Raw genomic sequence first — 20409 nt, forward strand, 5'->3', positions numbered from 1 at the left:
ATGAGCGCTGAACTGCCCAACCTGGAAAACGACCTGATCGGCCAATTCTCCTGCCGCATCGAGCCAAGCCGGCACCAGCCCAGGATCTTGTTGCTCCACGGCTCCACCCGTGAGCGCAGCTTCAGCCGCCTGCTGGTCGAGGAAGCGGCGCGGTTGCTGCAACACTTCGGCGCCGAGACGCGCATCTTCGATCCATCGGGCCTGCCGCTGCCCGATGACGCACCCGTGGAGCACCCCAAGGTGCAGGAGCTGCGTGATCTGGTGCTGTGGTCGGAGGGCCAGGTCTGGTGCTCACCGGAGCGACACGGCGCCATGTCCGCCGTATTCAAGGCTCAAATCGACTGGATTCCTCTGGCACTCGGTGCGGTCAGGCCCAGCCAGGGCAAGACGCTGGCTGTCATGCAGGTATGCGGCGGTTCGCAATCGTTCAACGTGGTCAATCAACTGCGCGTGCTGGGCCGCTGGATGCGCATGTTCACCATCCCCAACCAGTCGTCGGTGCCCAAGGCCTACCTGGAATTCGACGGCGACGATCGCATGAAGCCGTCCGCCTACTACGACCGTGTGGTCGACGTGATGGAAGAGCTGATGAGGTTCACCCTGCTGCTGCGCGATCAGCAGGCGTTTCTCGTGGATCGCTATTCCGAACGCAAGGAAACAGCCGAGCAACTCGCTGCCCGCGTCAATCAACGCTCGATCTGAGGTGCCGGATGCCGGGCGACCGAGGCGGGCATTGTTCGCCGATCATCTGCCTGCGCTAGGGCGCCAATCGGCGCAGACCGGCAGCCCACTGGCCGTCAAGCGTCGATGCCTCTCGACCGCCCTTGCCTGGCTGACGAGCATCGCAACAGGTAGGTGGAACGAAAGCAAAGTGCCATTAGTCGTAAAGACTATAGAAACCTGAGCGTCGGCCGACACGTTCCCATGAGAGCATGGGTTTAGCCCTGCTCGATCCAGGCTGGAAAGGATAATCCGCTCGGTTATTTATCTGGTCTATTTTCAGAGCGTCGCCTGATGAACAAAACACTGCTCGCCGTGCGAGCGCTGATGTCCGTACCCAAGGACAATCCTGGCCTGGTCAAGGCGCAATACATCGCGCTGGCTCGCCAGTTGCCCATGATGTACTTCATCCTGCTGGTCAACACCCTGATGCTGGCGGGCACCCACTTTGCGGTCGCGCCGCGCTGGCTGGTGGTGTATTGCCCGTTGCTCATGACCGTGTTCGGTGTGGTCCGTGCGGTGGACTGGGTACGCACGCGAGGGCAAACGCGCAGCCCGGCGCAGATGGCGACCGCGCTGAAACGCACCAATATGCTCGCGCCGTTCGTGGCCGTGGCGTTCACCGCCTGGTCGCTGGCACTGTTTCCCTATGGCGACAGCTACGCCCAGGCGCATGTCGCCTTCTACATGGCGATCACGGTCATCGGCTGCATTTTCTGCATGATGCACCTGCTGCCAGCCGCCTTGGCCACCGCCGCTGTGGTCAACACGGCGTTCGTGGTGTTCTTCGCGTCCACCACCATCATCACCTTCGTCGCCACTGCGATTGACGTGCTGCTGGTGTCCGTCGCCATGCTGATCATTCTCAAGGCCCAGTACGCCGACTTCACTCGGCTGGTGAACATGCAGGCGCAGACGGCAAAACTCAGCGAGGAAAACCTGCACCTGGCCAACCAGGACAGCCTGACCGGGCTGGCCAATCGGCGGCAGTTCTTTTCCCGCCTCGATACGCGGCTGGCGCGCGCCAGCGAGCAGGAGACCCGCCTGGCGGTGGGGCTGATCGACCTGGATGGCTTCAAGCCGGTCAACGATCTGTATGGCCACAGCATTGGTGACAAGCTGCTCTATCAGGTTGGCCAGCGCCTGACCGGGCTGCTCGACGACGATGTGCACCTGGCCCGCCTGGGCGGTGACGAGTTCGCCCTGATCATCACCCAGGCCATGAACGACGAGCAGTTGTGTACCTTTGGCGAGAAGATCTGCGCCAGCCTGCGCGAGCCGTTTCTGCTCGTGGACATCCCCATCCAGATCAGTGGGTCACTGGGCATCGCCACCTTCCCGGACCAGGCAGCCTGCGCCACCCAGGTGTATGAATACGCCGACTATGCCCTGTACCAGAGCAAGCGCCACCGCCCCGGCACGGTCTGCCTGTTCAGCGCAGCCCATCGCCAGCAGCTCAATCGCGAAGGGCTGACCGAACAGGCCCTGCGCCGGGCCGATCTGGATGCTGAGTTTCACGTGGTGTTCCAGCCCATCGTGGATATTCACAGTGCGCAAACCGTCGCCTTCGAGGCACTGGCACGCTGGCAAAGCCCGGAGCTGGGTAACGTGCCACCAGGTGAGTTCATCCCGATTGCCGAGCGCGTTGGCATGGTCAATCGCCTCACCGTGCCGTTGCTGAGCAAAGCGCTGGACGCGGCGACAGGCTGGCCGGCGGGTACCCGCCTGTCCTTCAACCTGTCCGCCCACGACTGTGGCTCGCAGGATGCCGCCCAGCAGATCGTCGAGCTGATCAAGCGCAGCGGTTTCGACCCGGCCCGTCTCGATCTGGAAATCACCGAAACCGCCGCCATCCAGGACCTGCCGCAAACCCAGCGGACGATCAGCCGGTTGCGCGAACTGGGCTGCGGCATTTCCCTCGACGACTTCGGCACCGGTTATTCCAGCCTGAGCCAGATCCACGCGCTGTCGCTGACCAAACTGAAGGTGGACCGCACCTTCGTCACGGACATCCACCTCGACCCGGCCAGCTTCAAGATCGTCAAGTCGCTGATTGCCCTGTGCCAGGACATGCAGCTGGAGTGCATCGTCGAAGGCGTGGAAAGCGCCGCAGAACTCGCCGCCCTGAAAAACCTCGGCTGCACCCGAGCCCAGGGCTACCTGTTCTCCAAACCGATGCCTGCCTGCGACATCAGCGCCTGGCTTGCAGGCGAAAAACTGGCCAAGGCGCAGGCGGTCTGACCCACCGACAAGGCAAGGCCCCCCTTGCGCACCTGCCCCGGCAACAACGCCTGCTTCAACGCTGCACCTTCGTTCATGCAACCCGGGCCGGGCACCCCAACTCCCCTGCTTGGCGATGCACAGCGCTACCTGGATTTTTCAGGCACCAGAAGTCAAAACCCGCAACCAAGCGGCTCCCGGAAAGGGCACAGCACGTCCTCACAGGCTCGATACGCCGCTACGCTTGCAGTGTCGCGATCCGCCCGGCGGTCATCGTTGAGCATGAACCTCGTACCCCGCTCCCCGCTCCGATGAGGTAGGCCAACTCTTTGGCCTACCTCGAGGTACACCGTCATGAAAGTCGTCAATCTGAAAGATGGGACGCCCCACTACCAGGGCAACCCAGGCTATGTCGCGCCCCAAGCCTCTGCCCCAGATCCCAGGCAGGGCTCGGTGAGCGCGATTAGGCGGCCCCTGGCGCAGCAGCCTGGCAGAGAGCTCGGCACCGAGCACGACGACGGCCCGGATCCGGGCAGCGGCACCGAAAGCGAGCCAACCTCGCTACCGGACGAAGCACCGCCCGTGGAGCCCGAGGACTTCGATGGCAACAAGGCTGCAATGGATACCAGGCAGACCTAGCGTCGTGCCGGCAACGGCACCTCCTGCAGCATCGCACGCCCGGCTCAGATAGCGGGCGTTGCCCATGGCTCGGCTGCACGGGTAGCAGCCCGGTGCCTGGGGTAACCGCAGCGGCAGATCAGTTGCTATGTGCGCCAGCAGACAGACGCCCTGCTGTAAGGATTTCACACTTCCTGTCAGCACACTCCTTCCTGACGCCCGCTGCGCTTGCTTGACTCTTGTCACTGCAGCGTTGCCCGCACGCCAGGTTGCACCCCAAGGAAAACATGGATAGGCAATGGCTTCGAGCAATCCAACGGTTGTGGCGGCCCACGCCACGCACCTTCGAGTACGAGCCGGCCCTGCGCGCGGAACTGTTCAGCGCAGAACAGATGGCCACCCACGGTGCCCATCTGGCCCGACAACATCACCTTAGCCCCGCCCCTACCTCCGACGCCCTCCTTCACCGCCTCTCCGAAAACGCCGCCGTACTGGCCAGCTGTTGCCAGGCGATGAGCGCGGCAGCGCTCTCCAACCAGCGCGCGACGCCTGCTGCGGAGTGGCTGCTGGATAACTTCTACCTAGTCGAAGAGCAGATCCGTACGGCGCAGAAACATCTGCCAGAAGGCTACTGCCGCGAACTGCCCGGCCTCGATGATGGGCCTTCACGAACCTTGCCACGGGTCTACGACATTGCCCTGGAAACCATCGCCCATGGTGATGGCCGGGTCGATAGCGACAGCCTGAGCCGTTTCGTGGCGGCCTACCAGGTAGTCACACCGCTGACGCTGGGCGAGCTATGGGGCATTCCCATCATGCTGCGTTTGGCATTGATCGAGAACCTGCGACGGGTGGCGTCCCGGGTGATGGCCAGCTGGAGCGACCGCAGCCTGGCCAACGACTGGGCAGATCGGCTGGTTTCAACCGCCGAGCTCGACGCCAAGAACGTGGTGCTGCTGGTTGCCGACCTGGCGCGCTCTGCGCCACCGATGACCAGTGCTTTCGTGGCCGAGCTGGCGCGGCGCCTGCAAGGCCAGAGCACGGCACTGATACTGCCGATGACCTGGGTCGAGCAGGCCCTGGCCGAATCCGGGCAGAGCGTCGAACGGCTGATTCACCTCGACGCTCAGTTGCAAGCCACAGAGCAAGTGTCGATCAGCAACAGCATCAACAGCCTGCGCCTGCTCTCTTCGCTGGACTGGCGCGAGTTCGTCGAGCTCATGAGTGGCGTCGAGCACGCCCTTGGCGAAGACCCGTCTGCGGTCTATGCCAGCATGGATTTCGCCACCCGTGACCATTACCGCCACGCCGTCGAGCGCCTGGCGCGCTGTTGCCGGTATTCGCAGGTCGAGATTGCCCGGGCAGCCGTCGCCCTGTGCCACGCGGCAGCGGATGAAGACCCGCTGACGCGCCACGTTGGCTTCTACCTGCTGGGCGCCGGGCTGGCCGATCTGGAGCAGCAACTGGGGGCGCGGCGATCCCCGGCCGAGCGCTGCCGGCGCGTGCTGCGCAAGTCGCCGCTGGCGTTTTTCATCACGCCGGTAGTGCTGCTCAGCGTTCTGCTGGCCTGGCCCTTCTACAGCATGCTGCGCGCCGACGGCTGGGGCCCATGGGCATTGCTGCTACTCAGCGTGCCGACGCTGGTGATGACCAGCCACCTGGCCATCGCGCTGGTCAACCGGCTGGTGACCCTCAGCCTGCCACCGGACATCCTGCCGCGCCTGGATTACAGCGCCGGCATCCCAGCCCAGGCACGTACGCTGGTGGTAGTGCCGACACTGATCGGCAGCGCTCAGGATGTCGAAGAGCTGGTGGACGGCCTGGAGATACGTTTTCTCGCCAACCGTGATGCCAACCTGCATTTCGCCCTGCTCACCGATTTCATGGATGCCCGGAGCGAGGTGCTCGACGGCGACGCCCCCCTGCTGCAACACGCAAGCCTGGCGGTCGCAGCGCTCAATCTGAAATACCCCGAAGCGGTTGCGTCGCGTTTCTTCCTGCTGCATCGGCCACGGCGCTGGAACGCCACCGAGCAACGCTGGATGGGCCATGAGCGCAAACGTGGCAAGATCGCCGAGCTCAATGCCCTGTTGCGTGGTCAGGGGCACGGGCGGTTTTCCCTGATCGTCGGCGATATCGCCGCGCTGCCGAGGGTCGAATACGTCATCGCGCTGGACACCGACACCCAACTGCCACGCGATGTGGCCCGGCAGTTCCTCGGCGCCATCTGCCACCCGCTCAACCAGGCACGCTTCGATCCGCAGCACAATCGCATCGTCAGTGGCTATGCCATCCTGCAACCGCGGGTGGGTATCAGCCTGCCGAGCATCGCCCGCTCCGCCTACGCGCAACTGTTCGGCAGCGATGCGGGGGTGGATCCCTACACCCGTTCGGTATCCGACGTGTACCAGGATCTGTTCGGCAACGGCTCGTTCATCGGCAAGGGTATCTACGCCGTGGATGCCTTCGAGCAGGCCCTGCAGGGCTGCTTCCCCGACAACTGCATTCTCAGTCACGACCTGATCGAGGGCTGTTACGCCCGCTCCGGGCTGATCAGCGACGTACAGCTGTACGAGGAACACCCGGCGCGCTACAGCGCCGATGCCAAGCGCCGGCATCGCTGGATTCGCGGTGACTGGCAGTTGTTGCCCTGGCTGATGCCCTGGACACCGAAAACCGGTGGTGGCCTGGAGCGCAACCGCCTGACCAATCTGGCCTGCTGGAAGATCGTCGACAACCTGCGCCGCAGCCTGGAGCCGGCGGCCTTTCTGTGCATGCTGCTGTGGGGCTGGTTCGCCACCACTCAGCCACTGCTGTGGAGCCTGGGGGCGTTCCTGCTGATCATCGCCCAGCCACTGATCAACACCCTGTTGGCGTTGTTGCACAAAGCCCACGACATCAGCCGTGGTCAGCATTTGAAGGTCAGCCTTCGCGATGCAGCCCAGGACTTCAGCCGTGCGCTGCTGACGTTGGCGTGGCTGCCCTTCGAAGCATTCAGCAGCCTGGATGCGATCGCTCGTACCCTGTGGCGCATGACGATCAGCCAGCGCCGTTTGCTGCAATGGAACCCTTCGCGGGAAGTGGAGCGCAACAGCCGCAACGACCTGCCAGGCCTGTACCGGCTGATGTGGATAGCACCGCTGCTGGCGGTCGCCGTTGGCTTGCTGCTGGCTGGTCAGCCTGTGGCGCTGGTAATCGCCACGCCCTTCCTGCTGGCCTGGCTGCTGGCACCTGCCATCGCCTTCTGGCTGAGCAGGACGGCGGCCTACGTGGCCTATGCACCATCGCTAGAGGACCAGCAGTTTCTGCGGCGCCTGGCACGCAAGACCTGGGCCTTCTTCGACGATCATGTCGGCCCTGGGGACAACTGGCTGCCGCCGGACAACATCCAGGAACGGCCAACGGCAGTAACCGCCCACCGCACCTCGCCGACCAACATGGGCATGGCGTTGCTCTCGCACCTGGCCGCTCACGACTTCGCCTACCTCAGCGGTGCTCGCCTGCTCGCCCGTCTTGATAACGCCCTGACCAGCATGTCGCGGCTGGAACGCCATCGCCGCCACTTCTACAACTGGTACGACACCCAGACGCTGCAACCGCTGCCGCCACGCTACGTTTCCACCGTGGACAGCGGCAACCTGGCCGGTCTGCTGCTGACCCTGCGCGCCGGCCTGTATGAACTGCCGAACGCAGCAGTGCTCAGCCCGAACTGGCGCAGCGGCGTGGCCGACAGCCTTGGCGTGCTGCACGAAGCGCTGCTGGCCGGTGGCCTGGACGGGCACCTGCTCGATGAAGCCTTCGATCAGCTGGCACCGGCACATCCTGCCGAAGCCGAGAGCCCGTCTGATATCAGCACCGTCCTGCAGCAGCTGATCGCCCTGAGCCAGGGCCTGCAACCCGCTCTTGCAGCGGCTGTCGAGGCCGACTACTGGCGCCAGGCACTGCTCGCCCATTGTCAGGATCTGCACAGCGAACTGGCCTGCCTGACCCTGCCCGGCAAGCCGCTGGCCACGGCCAGCTGGCAGGAGCTGGCGCAGCTCGATGCAGCGCAATGGCCGGCAGCCGAACAGGCCCAGGTACGCGCGGTGATCGCCCATGCCGGCGAGCGCATCGCCACGGCGCTGCGCCTGGCGGCCCTGGCGGCCGAGCTGGCGGACATGGACTTCACCTTTGTGTACGACGCGCAACGGGAGCTCCTGGCCATCGGCTACAACGTCGATGAACAGCGTCTCGACAGCGCCTACTACGACCTGCTGGCTTCGGAAGCGCGGCTGACCAATTTCGTGGTCATCGCCCAGGGGCAGCTCCCCCAGGAAAGCTGGTTCACCCTGGGCCGGCTGCTGACCAGCAACGGCGGGGTTCCCGTGCTGCTGTCCTGGACCGGCTCGATGTTCGAGTACCTGATGCCGATGCTGGTCATGCCCAGTTATGCCGGCACCCTGCTCGACCAGACCTGCCGCGCCGCCGTGGCCCGGCAGGTCGAATACGGCCAGCAGCTGGGCCTGCCCTGGGGCGTGTCCGAGTCCGGCTACAGCACCCTGGATGCCCAGCTGAACTACCAGTACCGGGCTTTCGGCGTGCCCGGTCTGGGCCTCAAGCGTGGCCTTGGCGAAGACGTGGTGATGGCGCCCTATGCCTCGGTGCTGGCGCTGATGGTGGCGCCAGAGGCTGCCTGCAAGAACCTCCAGCGCCTGGCCGACATGGGCATGGCAGGCCGCTATGGCCTTTACGAAGCCATCGATTTCACCAGTGCGCGCCTGCCACCGGGGCAGAGCTCGACCGTTATTCAGTCCTTCATGGCCCACCATCAAGGCATGAGCCTGCTGTCGCTGACCCATGTGCTGCAGGGTCGCCCGATGCAGCGCCGCTTCGAGGCCGATCCGCAGTTCCAGGCCACCGCCCTGCTGCTGCAGGAGCGGGTGCCGAAAAGCGCCGCGCAGTACCTGCACACCGCCAATGCCTCGCTGGAGGGCAAGGTCGCGCGGGTCAACGAGAACAAGCTGCGGGTCTACACCGACCCGGGGCGCCGGCACCCGGCCGTGCAACTGCTTTCCAACGGCCGCTACCACGTGATGATCAGCAATGCCGGCGGTGGTTACAGCCGATGGGACGAGATGGCCGTCACCCGTTGGCAGGAGGACATCACCTGCGACAACACCGGCACCTTCTGCTACCTGCGCGATGTCGAGAGCGGTGATTTCTGGTCCTCGGCGCACCAGCCGACCTTGCGCGCGACACAAAGCTTCGAGGCGATCTTCACCGATGCCCGTGCCGAGTTCCGCGTGCGCGAGCGCGACTTCGACGCCCACACCGAGATCGTCGTGTCCCCCGAGGACGACATCGAACTGCGGCGCCTGCACATCAGCAACCGTGGTGCGCAGCGCCGCACCCTGGAGCTCACCAGCTACGCCGAAGTGGTTCTGGCTTCGGCCCTCAGCGACGCCCTGCACCCGGCCTTCAGCAAGCTGTTCGTACAGAGCGAATTGCTCACCCCATTGCAGGCGATCCTGTGCAGCCGGCGGCCCCGCTCCAGCGAAGAGAAGGTGCCGTGGCTGTGCCACCTGCTGGCGGCGCACGAGGTGGACATCGCGGCGATCTCCTACGAAACCGATCGCGCCCGCTTTATCGGTCGTGGGCGCAACCTGACGCACCCAGCGGCGATGGACGGCGAAGCGCTGTCCGGCACGGCCGGGGCGGTACTCGATCCGATCGTGGCGATCCGTTGCCGGATCACCCTGGAGCCCGGCCAGACCGCCACCATCGACCTGGTGACCGGGGTCAGTGACAGCCGTGACGGTTGCCTGCACCTGATCAACAAGTACCGTGATCGGCATCTGGCCGACCGTGTCTTCGACTTGGCCTGGACCCACAGCCAGGTGCTGCTGCGCCAACTCAACACCTCCCATGCCGAGGCCCGCCTGTTCGAGCAGATGGCCGCGTCGATCATCTATACCAACCCTTCGCTGCGCGCCGCACCCAGCGTGCTGGCGGCCAACCAGCGCAACCAGAGCGGCCTGTGGGGCCAGGCGATTTCCGGCGACCGGCCCATCGTGCTGCTGCAGATTTCCGCGACCGCGCATATCGACCTGGTGCGCCAGCTGGTGCAGGCCCACGCCTACTGGCGGCACAAGGGCCTGATCGTCGACCTGGTGATCTGGAACGAAGACCAGGCCGGCTACCGCCAGGACCTGCAGGACGTGATCATGGGCCTGGTCGCCTCGGGCAGCGAGGCGCACCTGCTGGACAGGCCTGGCGGAATTTTCGTGCGCCCTGCCCAGCAGCTTTCCGACGAAGACCGCGTGCTGATGCTGGCCGTGGCCCACCTGGTGCTCAGTGACGAGCGCGGCAGCCTCGCCGAACAGATCCATCGGCGCCGGGCAGAACCCGCGCTGCCCGCCTTCGATGCCAGCCTGTTGCTCAGGCAGGCACCGCCAGTGGTGATTCCGCTGGCCGATTCGTCGCTGATCTTGAGCAATCCCCATGGCGGTTTCAGCGCCGACGGCAAGGAATACGTCATTCACTGCCAGGCCGGTCAGCCCACGCCGGCACCCTGGGTCAACGTGCTGGCCAACCCGAACTTCGGCAGCGTGATTTCGGAAAGCGGCAGCGCCTATACCTGGCATGAAAACGCCCACGAGTTCCGCCTCACCCCATGGCGCAACGACCCGGTCAGCGACCCGGGTGACGAGGCCATCTACCTGCGCGATGAAGACAGCGGCCACTACTGGTCGCCAACGCTGTTGCCACGTCCCGGCAAAGGCGCTTACGTGACCCGCCACGGTTTCGGCTACAGCGTCTTCGAACATGAGCAAGACGGGATTCGCAGCGAGCTGTGGGTCTACGTGTCGCTGCACGAGCCGGTCAAGTTCTCCCATCTTAAAGTCCACAATCGCTCCGGCCGTCCAAGGCGCCTGTCGGTCACCGGTTACGTGGCCTGGGTACTGGGCGATCTGCGGGAAAAATCGGCCATGCACGTGGTCAGCGAGGCTGACCCGAACAGCGGCGCCCTGTTCGCGCGCAATGCCTACTCCATCGAATTCCCGGGCCGGGTGGCCTTCTTCGACGTCGATGCGCCGCTGGCCAGCAGTACCGCCGGCCGCGGTGATTTCATCGGCCGTAACGGCAACCTCGGCGCCCCCGCAGCCATGGCCCAGCCGCAGCTGTCAGGGCGCAGCGGGCCGGGACTCGACCCATGCGCGGCCCTGCGGGTCGAGCTGCACCTGGCGCCGGATGAGCAACGCAGCGTGACCTTCCGCCTCGGCGCCGCCCGGGACGCTCAGACCGCCTCCCGCCTGGTGCAGCGCATGCGTGGCAGCAGCGTCGCCAAGGCCGAGCTCGAGCGCGTGCGCGATCATTGGCAGGAGACCCTGAGCAAGGTGCGGATCGAAACCCCGGAGCCGGCCGTGGACGTGATGGTCAATGGCTGGCTGATGTATCAGGTGATCGCTTGCCGCTTCTGGGCGCGCAGCGGTTACTACCAGTCCGGTGGCGCCTTCGGCTTCCGTGATCAGTTGCAGGACAGCATGGCCATGCTGCATGCCGACCCGGCGACGGTTCGCCAGCACCTGCTGCTGTGCGCCGCCCATCAGTTCGTCGAAGGCGATGTGCAGCACTGGTGGCACCCGCCACTGGATCGCGGTGTGCGTACCGGCTGCTCCGACGACTACCTGTGGCTGGCCCAGGCGACCAGCCGCTACGTAGAGGTCAGCGGTGATCAAAGCGTGCTGGCGGAAACCGTGGGCTACCTGGAAGGCCGCTTGCTCAACAGCGGTGAGGAGTCCTATTACGACCTGCCGCACCACGCGCCCCTGCAGGAAACCCTCTACCAGCACTGTGTCAGGGCCATCGAGCACAGCCTGGCACGGGGCGTTCACGGCCTGCCGCTGATGGGCCATGGCGACTGGAACGATGGCATGAACCGCGTCGGCGAAGGGGGCAAGGGGGAAAGCGTGTGGCTGGGCTTCTTCGCCTACGACGTGCTGCGCCGCTTCGCCAGCACCGCCCTGCTCCACGGGGACGCCGGATTCGCCACGCGCTGCGAAGAGCAGGCCGATGCCCTGCGCCTGAGCCTCGACGCCCACGCCTGGGATGGCGACTGGTATCGCCGCGCCTATTTCGACGATGGCACGCCACTGGGCTCGACGGGCAACGACGAGTGCCGCATCGACTCCATCGCCCAGAGCTGGTCGGTGCTGTCTGGCGCAGCACCCGATCAGCGCCGGCGCACGGCCATGGACTCACTGGAACGGCATCTGCTGCGCCGCGATATCGGCCTGGTGCAACTCCTCGCGCCACCCTTCGACCAAGGCGTGCTCGACCCTGGCTACATCAAGGGCTACGTACCCGGCGTGCGCGAGAATGGTGGCCAGTACACCCACGCGGCGGTGTGGGCGAGCATGGCCTTCGCCGAACTGGGCGATAGCGCACGGGCGTGGGAGCTGCTGCGCCTGATCAACCCGGTCAGCCACGGCAACAGCGCCGCAACCATCGCCACCTACAAGGTCGAGCCCTATGTGGTGGCCGCCGATGTCTACGGCATGCCGCCCCACGAAGGCCGTGGCGGCTGGAGCTGGTACACCGGCTCGGCCGGCTGGATGTACCGGCTGATCGTCGAGTCACTGCTCGGTCTGCAGCGCAGCGGTGGGCAGTTGCGTGTGCAGCCGGTACTGCCGGCGGGCTGGCGCGGTTTCAGCCTGCACTACCGCTTTGGCTCCACAACCTACCGTATCATCCTGTCCTGCGCGGCGTCAGGCGATGCGACCGTGCATCTGGATGGCACGCTGCTGCAGGGCGACAGCATTACCTTGATCGATGACGGCCTGGAGCATCGGGTAGAGATTCAATGGCCGGACAAGATCCCGGCACACGACGGGCGCTGGGCGAACACTCACAGCACGCCCCTGCCGCAATGAAGTACGAGAGGAACGATCATGGACAGACCACTGAGCACGATCATCGAAGGGAAATGGACGCGATTGGTAGAGCCAGCGCATATCGTCTGGCACGAACTCACCCGCAACGAACTGCTCAAGTGCGGCGGCGATCTGGACAAGCTCACCACGCTGGTCCACAGCCGCTGCGACATGACGCGCGATGAAGCACGCAAGCAGGTCGTGAGTTTCTTCGAGCGGCACCGCACCACCTGACCGGCAAACTGCCCAGGAGATCGCCATGCTCGCTGCCTACTTCGTCGTCGCACAGAGTTCGGGCAACATCATCCGGGTCACTCGTCGCGACGTCCGCCCGGACGACTCGGCGACCATCACCCACGTTCACGCCTCATCGAGCCAGCTGCAGTGCTATCAGCGCTTGTTCGACTGGGGCCAGGATCTGATCAGCATCGACAGCCTGCGGCAAGGCACCTGAACGACTATGTGCGGCAACGAACCGAGCCGGGCGCTTGCGAGGCGTATAGTGAAGGGTTCATTAGAATAAATTGCCAAGGGATTCCATGCCCGACGACTGCATGCCGCAGCAGAACCACTTGTTGGCTGCTCTGCCTGGCGAAGTCCAGCAGAGGCTCTTTTCACACCTGGAGCACGTCTCCCTGCCGCTCGGGCAGGTGCTCTATGAGTCCGGGGAATCCGTGCGTCATGTGTACTTCCCCACCGACTCCATCGTCTCCCTGCTCAATGTCATGGAAAATGGTGCCTGCGCGGAAATCGCCGTGGTCGGTAACGAAGGGCTGGTGGGCATCTCGCTGTTCATGGGCGGTGAGAGCACCCCAAGCCGCGCGGTGGTACAGAGTGGTGGCTATGCCTATCGCCTGCCAGCACCGCGCCTGAAGGAAGAATTCAATCGCCATGGCGAGCTTCTGGTGCTGATGCTGCGCTACACCCAGGCCCTGATCACCCAGATGTCACAAACCGCCGTTTGCAATCGCCACCACTCCATCGACCAACAGCTGTGCCGCTGGCTGCTGCTGTCGCTGGATCGCCTACCTGGCAACCAACTGAAAATGACCCAGGAGCTGATTGCCAACATGCTCGGCGTACGCCGCGAAGGCGTTACCGAAGCCGCCGGCAAACTGCAGCGCCAAGGCGTGATCGAATACAGCCGCGGCCACATCACGGTGCTCAATCGCAAGCAGCTCGAACAAATGAGCTGCGAATGCTATGCCGTGGTGAAAAAGGAAACCGACCGTTTGCTGTCCTACATGTCGCGACACAACTGAGCCCTGATTCGCTGCGTCAGAGGCACTCTGTGCAGTGCATCCAGGACACTGGCCAATCGTCGCGATGGCTTGCCGTAGCTCACGAAAAACCTACCGCGCCTGGCGATGCGATCGTGATACAGAACGCGACCTGGAATTTTCAGACACCAAAAAGCCCGCAATCACGCGGGCTCTTGGTTTTCCTGACCACTGACTACCGGCTTACGCCGGACGCGGGATCATTCCCACTCGATCATCAATAGGTCGCCTGCTGGTCAGAATCCGCAGGAGGCCCGGCAGATCGTCAGAAGGGAACGGCGACGGTGAGCTGGCTGTAGACGTTGGTGCCGTTACTGCCGCCCTGCGCCCCGCCGTTCTCCAGGCTCTTGTCCGGCTGGTAGAGACCCAGCAACGGCGTGATGATCAGGTGGTCGTTGACAGCCCACTCGGCGTACAGGTCCAGCTCACGTCCGCTGGTGTCGGTTTTGCCTCGGGTTTGCAGGGCGTCGAAGTCGAAATACAGCACGCCGAGCGTCAGCCCCTCCAATGGTATGGCCTTGAGGCCGACATGGTGGATCTGGGTATTGCTGTTGAACGGACCGGCATAGTTGGCTGCTACTTCGCCCTGGAACCAGGTACCGTAACCGCGGCTGAAGCCGTTGAACATCGAATCCCAGTCTTGCGAATAGCGGCTGTAGCGATAGGTCAGGTTGGGCGCCCAGGCCACATTGGCAAAGGTATAGCCCGCCTCGGCATACCAGGCTTTTTCATCACCAGCCGCCTTGTCCTGCCATGCGTATTCAAAGGCGAAGTTGGCGTTTTCCACGCCTGCGTTGCCAGCGCCACGCAGGCTGTAGATATCCATACCGTCACGCTCACGCTGGAAGTCGCTGGCGTAACGCTTGTCGACGCCGATGCCATGGATATAGGTGAACGCCAGCTCCCCGGGCTCCGTGGTGTAAGCCAGCGTGCCAGCCGCCAGCTCGGTGTTGGCCTGGGCGCGGTTATCCGACTTCATCCACATCAGGTCGCCATGCAGGCCCTGTTTGCCGCCAATACGCACGATCGCTGTCTGGTCGAAGGTATGGCGAGCGGCCAGGTACATGGCGCCACCGCGATTGAGCGCCCCATCGGCCACGCCGTTGCCGAAGTTGAGGCCGTCGTCGTTGATGATGAAGCCATCACCGATCTTCACGACCTGACGACCGAAAGAGACATCCAGGCCGTCCTCCCCCAGCGTCGGGATCAGCTTGCCCGAACGCCATCCGAGATAGGCATCCTCGATCTTGGTGGTGCGTTCGCTGCCATCTGTGAGGCCGGCCGCATCACCGCTTCCCCAGGTGCCGGAACTGACCCAGTTGAGCGCGCCATAGGTCTCTCCGTTACCAGCAAGGCCTTGTTCGAAACTGACACCGTACTTGATGAAACCTTCGCGCCAATTGCGCCCACCGGTTTTGCCGTCGTAGCGCTTGCGGCTGTTGAACAGGCTGTACACGGCGAGCATGTCAGCGTTCAGTTTGGTCTCGCCCTGGTTATAGAACTCGTAGGCCTGGGCCGGTGGAACTGCGCCCAACACACCAACGGAAAAGGCCACGGCTGCGGATATGGATAGGTAACGGCTCTGCTGCATGAGGTGCTCCCCTTGTTCTTCTCGCTGAGCCGCCAGGCGAATCATGACGACCCTGGGTTTGCGTCCTGCCGGGCAAGACGCATCACCGCTTGGGCGCCGGTATCCGCCCTCGGTCTAGCGGGCCGCCTCGACCAGCGATGACAACCCATTAGGGATCGATTGCACGGCAGATGCTTGTTCGCACTTGCCAAGGAACTTGACCGCCAGCGCCAGCCACCCTGCTGCCCAGAATGGGTACACGAGTAACGTCCGTGACGGGCATGATTCAGAGCAAAACGCTTCGGAGCGCTTCCCAAGGCCGCTCCTGCTGCCTGGATGAGGCGCATGCACGTATGCCGCAAAGCGGCCAGCACGCGGCACGAATCATGCTTAACATGTTAACAAAGTACAGCGCAGTGAAAATCAGTAACATATTAATAAAAAGGTGATCGCCATGTATGCGCAGCAGTCCCGGCAAAGCACACTCGAGAACTGGCATAACTCCATGCAGTCGATATGCGGGAATTACGAGACTCGTCTCGCCTTCAATAGCTCGTTGTTCATCGGCGACGCTCATGCAGAGGAGCACGGTGGGTTCACCTTTGCCCACCTGAAGACCAATGCCGGGGTCATTTCGCGGACGCTGAATTCAGACCGCGACGATGATCGCTACTGCTTCCTGGTCAGCCAACGCAGCGGCTGCGCGCGCATCACCCATAACGGCTCGACCTTGCAGCTCGCCCCCGGCGACTTGGTCTTGATGGACTCGGTAGGGGCCTGCGAAATAACCCCGCAGGGTCTGATCGAGCACACCTCTCTGCACCTTCCCAGGGAGCAGGTGCTCAGGTGTTTCAATAACGAGCGCCAGCTTTTCGGCAAGGTTTCGTCGCGCAGCATCAGCGGCCGTATGCTGCGCATACTGGTCGACGAACTCTGTAGCAGCGAGGAAAACACCTCCAGCTCTGAACAGGAGGCCCTGCTCGGTACCTTCACCAACCTGCTGCGCACCGCTCTGATGCAAGAAGGCAAGGAGGCCGAAGTTGCCGACTCCGTTGCGGGCAACAGCCTGAGGCTGCACGCTCAGCGGCTGATCGAGGAATCGCTGAGCCAGCCGAACCTGACGCCGCTGAACCTGGCCAGTCGCCTGCAAATATCGCTTCGCCAGCTTTACCGACTGTTCGAAGAACAGGACGACAGCGTTTGCCGCTACATCCAGCGCAAGCGCCTGCAGCGCAGCGCCAGCGACCTGGCCAACCCCAACATGCGCCGAGAATCGATCACCTCCATCGCCTACAAATGGGGGTTCACGGACTCGGCGCATTTCAGCCGTGCCTTCAAGAAGCAGTTCGAGCAATCGCCCAAGGATTACCGCACCCATGCATTCGGAGCATGAGTGCTGCGAGCATCAGGGATGACGAGTGCCCCATCAGGCTCGCCGCGCCCAGTGCCGGCACCTGAGCCGCGGCATGAAAGCAAGCCGGGCTGAGCAGCCCTGTTCAGGCCTCCGGCAACGTAGCGCCACCGTCGACGATGATCGTCTGGCCGGTGATATAGCTGGCCGCATCCGACGCCAGAAACAGCATGGCCGCGGCGATATCCCGGGGCTCGCCGAGGCGTCCCAGGGGCACACCGCGCGCAATCTCCGAACCAAGGGCAGCATCACCCAGATTGCTCATCGCCGGGGTCCGGATCATGCCCGGCTCCACACCGTTGACGCGGATGCCGCGCCCGGCCAACTCCAGGGCCGCGTTGCGAATGAAGCCATTGACGCCTGCCTTGGACGCCGCATAGTGCGTCAGCCCCGGGTAAGCCACCCGCGGGCCGGTGACCGATGAGGTCACCAGCACGCATCCACTGCCCCGTCGCTCGAATAACCGCAGCGCGCCCTGGCTTAGCCAGAACAAGGCACTGAGGTTCACTGCCAAGGTGCGCTGCAGGATCGCCGGGGTTATCTCGGAAAAAGCCGTCAACGGGAAATAGCCGGCGTTGTGCACCAGCACGTCCAGGCGTTCGAGCCCTGCCAGCAAGGTGGCGATCGCGGCCTCATCGGCCAGGTCAATGCCGACAGCCTGTACGTCGCAACCTTGCGCGCTCAATTCGCTCGCCAGCGCTTGCGCTGGTGACACTTGCAGATCAGCGATCAGCACCCGTGCCCCGCTGCAGGCGAAGTGCTCGACGATGCTTCGGCCAATCCCCTGCGCACCGCCGGTTACCAGGACGGTCTGCCCGCTGAAATCGTATGTCACACGCATCAGTTTCCCTCCAGTCGGTCGTATACCAGGGTCGGCACGTCGACGATGCTCGAACCGCCGTCTGCAACGATGCAGGCACCGGTGACGATGGCTGCTTCATCACTGATCAGAAAGCGACAAACACTGGCGATTTCGTGGGCGCTGGCCGGACGCCGCAAGGGAACATCGGCGGTGACCCGCGCATAAGCAGCGTCGAGGTCATCGCTGAAGTGCTCCATCAGCGGCTGCATTTCCTCATCCGCCATCGGCGTTCTCACCCACCCCGGGCAAACACAATTGACCCTGACCCCCATCGGGCCATAGTCGCGAGCCAGGGAGCGGTTCAGACCGAGCAAGGCATGCTTGGCCGTGGTGTAACCGCACACCTGCGGCCCGGCTGCCAACGACGCGATGGAACCCAGCAGGACGATGCTGCCGCGGCTTTCGATCAGCCGCGGCAGGCATGCCCGTGCACTGTGGAAGGCACTGTCCAGGTTGCCGCGCATCGCCGCCTGCCAGGCGTCGTCCGAGGTGTCGGTAATCGAGCCCTGCCCTAACCCGCCAGCGCAGGCCAGCAGGGCATCGATCCCACCGAATCGCTCACCAATCTCGTCGATGAACCGGCCCCAGCAGGCGCTACTCGCCGCATCTCCGGCCAACACCAGCCCGCCAGTGCGGGCTGCCACCCGCTCCAGGGGCTCACGCCGGCGCCCGATCAGCACCAGGTTATGGCCCTCGGCTGCCAGGCGCTCGGCGCAAGCCTCACCGATGCCCGTGCCGGCACCGGTTATGACGATGGTTTTCACCTTATGCATCGGGGTACTCGATGCGATTGAGCACGCTGCAGTGGGATGCAACCGGGAAGTTGGAAAGCGCCTCGAAACCGCCGCCAGCGTAGCCAAAGATCTTGCCGTCGCTACGGTGCTGGAGCATGTCGATCATGACCAGGCCCAGCGTGGGCACGATCTTCTCCCGCCAGACGAACAGGTACAGCTGATCGGCAATCTTGTAGTAGTGGCAGCGATCGGTGTCGCACAAGCCCACCTCGCCGCCTTTCAGGCAGTGCCAGGTGTAATAGTCCTGATTCAGGTAGATATGCTCGTACACCTCGGACGGGCTGTAGCGGTACAGGTTGCGCAACCCGACCAGCTCTTCGGTAGACGCGTGCAGACAGGCGCCCTCTTGCCACGGCTTATCCAGAGAACCCTGCAGGAACTCGACCTCTACACCCGTCAGGTTCTTGCCTGCCAAGGCGCGACCGTAGAGCCCTTCCCGGGTGGTTTCGGCGCTAGGCAGGCGCCCGATAACCGCGGTAAAGCAGGCAGCCTGGATATCCACGACCAGGCTGATGGACCAGTCCTGGCCGCCCTCGTTCTTGATGAAATCAACCAGGTAGATGCCCGGGCGAATGGACGTGGCGCGGTACGCGGCCGAGCCCTGGGAGTGACCATCGGCGGCCTGCCAAGTCAGGCGCTCGGCCTCGAACTGGTGAGCGATTTGCCAGCCATTGGAGAAGTGCAGCGTGAACTTCCTGCCAGCCAGATCGGCCAGGTTCGGCAGGATGAACGCCCCTGGAGCGAAGCTATCCGCCAAGTCGCCTACGGTGATCCACTCGGTTTCAGTCGTCATGATGCAGTCTCCTCTTTGTTTTTTGCATGGTGCGCCGAAGCCATGCGGGCGACTATCAACCGGATGGTTGAGGAGCATCTGTCAAAAAGGCTGCATCTGCCCGGCGTGTTCAGGCCGAGCAGATGGGGCGTGATAAAGCGGCACAGCCTCGCGGGCTTACAGAAACAGCGCTGCGACCAGCTCTGTACGATTGCCGACTTCCAGCTTGCGGAACAGGTTGATCAGATGGGTCTTGACGGTCGGTAAGCCGACCTCGAGTCGACGGGCGACTTCCTTGTTGCTGCAGCCATCTCGCAACAACTCGGCCACCTGCCACTCCCGCGCGGTCAGGGATGCATGCTCGCTGCGCAGGGGCCTTGGTGAAACCGCCAGCTCGAACAGACCTTGCAGCGCCTGCAGCTGCCCCAGCTCATGGGGCGCGAAAAGTCCGAGCTCCGGCCCCCTCAACAAGGAGATACCGGCAATCGGACGTCCCCGTTCGAAGGCGAGCACCTCCACCACGTCCATCACCCCGTAAGCGCGCAGGAAATCGTCATAACGCCGGTTGGCCAGGTCATCCTGGGCGCGCATCCCGATCCGCAGCGGCACGACGCTTTGCCCCGTCAGTTGGCAATTCTTGGGTTGCAGGGGATCGAGCTGCTGAAAATGCGTGAGATAACGCTCATGCATATCAACGCGCATCTTTTGCAGAAGGAAATCATGCGGCTCCAGTTGCTCGGCGATGCGATAGAACACGCCACTGGAAACAGGCATCAACTGGGTGAAGGTATGTAGGCAGGACTGCCCCGCTTGCGTGGCATGCATAGGAAGGCACTCGGTAGGCCCCTGCGGTTCACGAACCCGGCAGGGGCTGGACTGAAAGAGTTACACAGCCGCCAGGTAGTGCTTGGTGAAGCTGTCGCTGAGCACTTCCCAGAGCACCGCGGTGCCCTTGGTCACGAACCAGCTGTCGCCGGCTTTGTAACGCGTGCTCTGGCCGGTACCCTCATCGGTGAGGATGACTTCCCCGAACACCACCGTGGCCTGCTCGTTGAAGGGGTACACCATGCGGAACTTGCTCCTGGTCACGGCGAAGTACCCGGCGCTGAGCGCATCGGTCGGCGCACCGAAGGTCATCTTGCCGTAGATTTTGCCATCACCCTCGAGAAGCTCCGAGCCCAGGTCGGCTACGCTGCCCCATGCGTCCAGCTCAGTCAACGTGGTGCCCTGTTTGATAGGTGTCATGCGGT

The 20409-nt window shown here is 63.7% G+C and carries 14 protein-coding genes; 8 read left to right on the forward strand and 6 right to left on the reverse strand.

From position 1 onward, the window contains the following. From arsH to QYS36_RS02130, 7 genes are all read left to right on the forward strand, one after another. Complete coding sequence (gene arsH, locus QYS36_RS02100; RefSeq protein WP_308837921.1) at positions 1 to 702, forward strand: arsenical resistance protein ArsH; 702 nt, start codon at positions 1 to 3, stop codon at positions 700 to 702. Positions 703 to 1014: 312 nt separating this feature from the next. Then, entirely contained in the window at positions 1015 to 2961 is a 1947-nt protein-coding gene (locus QYS36_RS02105; RefSeq protein ID WP_308837922.1) for an EAL domain-containing protein, read from the forward strand. A gap of 333 nt (positions 2962 to 3294) precedes the next feature. Next, a complete protein-coding gene (locus QYS36_RS02110) occupies positions 3295 to 3579 on the forward strand; it encodes a hypothetical protein (RefSeq protein WP_308837923.1) in 285 nt (94 codons plus the stop codon). 266 nt (positions 3580 to 3845) lie between these two features. Next, positions 3846 to 12470, forward strand: coding sequence for a GH36-type glycosyl hydrolase domain-containing protein (locus QYS36_RS02115; RefSeq protein ID WP_308837924.1), 8625 nt, complete (start codon positions 3846 to 3848; stop codon positions 12468 to 12470). An 18-nt stretch (positions 12471 to 12488) separates the two neighbouring features. Then, a complete protein-coding gene (locus tag QYS36_RS02120) occupies positions 12489 to 12704 on the forward strand; it encodes a general stress protein CsbD (RefSeq protein ID WP_308837925.1) in 216 nt (71 codons plus the stop codon). Between the two features lie 25 nt (positions 12705 to 12729). Then, positions 12730 to 12924: a hypothetical protein gene (locus QYS36_RS02125; protein ID WP_308837926.1), complete on the forward strand. Its 195-nt coding sequence runs from the start codon at positions 12730 to 12732 to the stop codon at positions 12922 to 12924. Positions 12925 to 13009: 85 nt separating this feature from the next. Further along, entirely contained in the window at positions 13010 to 13732 is a 723-nt protein-coding gene (locus tag QYS36_RS02130) for a Crp/Fnr family transcriptional regulator (protein WP_308837927.1), read from the forward strand. A 283-nt stretch (positions 13733 to 14015) separates the two neighbouring features. Here QYS36_RS02130 and QYS36_RS02135 read toward each other — a convergent pair whose 3' ends face one another. Beyond that, a complete protein-coding gene (locus tag QYS36_RS02135) occupies positions 14016 to 15341 on the reverse strand; it encodes a hypothetical protein (protein ID WP_308837928.1) in 1326 nt (441 codons plus the stop codon). A gap of 433 nt (positions 15342 to 15774) precedes the next feature. Between QYS36_RS02135 and feaR the strand changes: the two genes are divergently transcribed. Next, complete coding sequence (gene feaR, locus QYS36_RS02140; protein ID WP_308837929.1) at positions 15775 to 16713, forward strand: transcriptional regulator FeaR; 939 nt, start codon at positions 15775 to 15777, stop codon at positions 16711 to 16713. Positions 16714 to 16816: 103 nt separating this feature from the next. On the opposite strand, the gene QYS36_RS02145 is transcribed toward feaR, so the two are convergent. The 5 genes from QYS36_RS02145 to QYS36_RS02165 all read right to left on the reverse strand — a co-directional run bounded on the left by QYS36_RS02145 (position 16817) and on the right by QYS36_RS02165 (position 20404). After that, positions 16817 to 17572 carry an SDR family oxidoreductase gene (locus QYS36_RS02145; protein ID WP_308837930.1) on the reverse strand — a complete coding sequence of 252 codons (756 nt, stop codon included), beginning with the start codon at positions 17570 to 17572 and terminating at the stop codon, positions 16817 to 16819. Then, positions 17572 to 18366 carry an SDR family oxidoreductase gene (locus tag QYS36_RS02150; protein WP_308837931.1) on the reverse strand — a complete coding sequence of 265 codons (795 nt, stop codon included), beginning with the start codon at positions 18364 to 18366 and terminating at the stop codon, positions 17572 to 17574. The genes QYS36_RS02145 and QYS36_RS02150 overlap by 1 nt, the downstream gene beginning before the upstream one ends. After that, positions 18359 to 19180, reverse strand: coding sequence for a molybdenum cofactor biosynthesis F family protein (locus QYS36_RS02155; protein ID WP_308837932.1), 822 nt, complete (start codon positions 19178 to 19180; stop codon positions 18359 to 18361). Before QYS36_RS02155 ends, QYS36_RS02150 begins: the two co-directional genes overlap by 8 nt. Positions 19181 to 19336: 156 nt before the next feature. Beyond that, on the reverse strand, positions 19337 to 19984 hold the full coding sequence (locus tag QYS36_RS02160; protein WP_308837933.1) for a LuxR C-terminal-related transcriptional regulator: 648 nt from the start codon (positions 19982 to 19984) through the stop codon (positions 19337 to 19339). Positions 19985 to 20044: 60 nt separating this feature from the next. After that, the gene (locus tag QYS36_RS02165) at positions 20045 to 20404 is read right to left on the reverse strand and encodes a cupin domain-containing protein (RefSeq protein ID WP_308837934.1); all 360 of its coding nucleotides are present in this window, start codon (positions 20402 to 20404) and stop codon (positions 20045 to 20047) included. Positions 20405 to 20409: the final 5 nt, after the last annotated feature.

Source organism: Pseudomonas sp. G34, from assembly GCF_031119625.1.
Classification (GTDB): Bacteria; Pseudomonadota; Gammaproteobacteria; order Pseudomonadales; family Pseudomonadaceae; genus Aquipseudomonas.

What these genes read in the sequence shown, in the direction of transcription:
- arsH (WP_308837921.1), top strand. Translation starts at nt 1, where the DNA reads ATGAGCGCTGAACTGCCCAACCTGGAAAACGACCTGATCGGCCAATTC.
- QYS36_RS02105 (WP_308837922.1), top strand. Translation starts at nt 1,015, where the DNA reads ATGAACAAAACACTGCTCGCCGTGCGAGCGCTGATGTCCGTACCCAAG.
- QYS36_RS02110 (WP_308837923.1), top strand. Translation starts at nt 3,295, where the DNA reads ATGAAAGTCGTCAATCTGAAAGATGGGACGCCCCACTACCAGGGCAAC.
- QYS36_RS02115 (WP_308837924.1), top strand. Translation starts at nt 3,846, where the DNA reads ATGGATAGGCAATGGCTTCGAGCAATCCAACGGTTGTGGCGGCCCACG.
- QYS36_RS02120 (WP_308837925.1), top strand. Translation starts at nt 12,489, where the DNA reads ATGGACAGACCACTGAGCACGATCATCGAAGGGAAATGGACGCGATTG.
- QYS36_RS02125 (WP_308837926.1), top strand. Translation starts at nt 12,730, where the DNA reads ATGCTCGCTGCCTACTTCGTCGTCGCACAGAGTTCGGGCAACATCATC.
- QYS36_RS02130 (WP_308837927.1), top strand. Translation starts at nt 13,010, where the DNA reads ATGCCCGACGACTGCATGCCGCAGCAGAACCACTTGTTGGCTGCTCTG.
- QYS36_RS02135 (WP_308837928.1), bottom strand. Translation starts at nt 15,341, where the DNA reads ATGCAGCAGAGCCGTTACCTATCCATATCCGCAGCCGTGGCCTTTTCC.
- feaR (WP_308837929.1), top strand. Translation starts at nt 15,775, where the DNA reads ATGTATGCGCAGCAGTCCCGGCAAAGCACACTCGAGAACTGGCATAAC.
- QYS36_RS02145 (WP_308837930.1), bottom strand. Translation starts at nt 17,572, where the DNA reads ATGCGTGTGACATACGATTTCAGCGGGCAGACCGTCCTGGTAACCGGC.
- QYS36_RS02150 (WP_308837931.1), bottom strand. Translation starts at nt 18,366, where the DNA reads ATGCATAAGGTGAAAACCATCGTCATAACCGGTGCCGGCACGGGCATC.
- QYS36_RS02155 (WP_308837932.1), bottom strand. Translation starts at nt 19,180, where the DNA reads ATGACGACTGAAACCGAGTGGATCACCGTAGGCGACTTGGCGGATAGC.
- QYS36_RS02160 (WP_308837933.1), bottom strand. Translation starts at nt 19,984, where the DNA reads ATGCATGCCACGCAAGCGGGGCAGTCCTGCCTACATACCTTCACCCAG.
- QYS36_RS02165 (WP_308837934.1), bottom strand. Translation starts at nt 20,404, where the DNA reads ATGACACCTATCAAACAGGGCACCACGTTGACTGAGCTGGACGCATGG.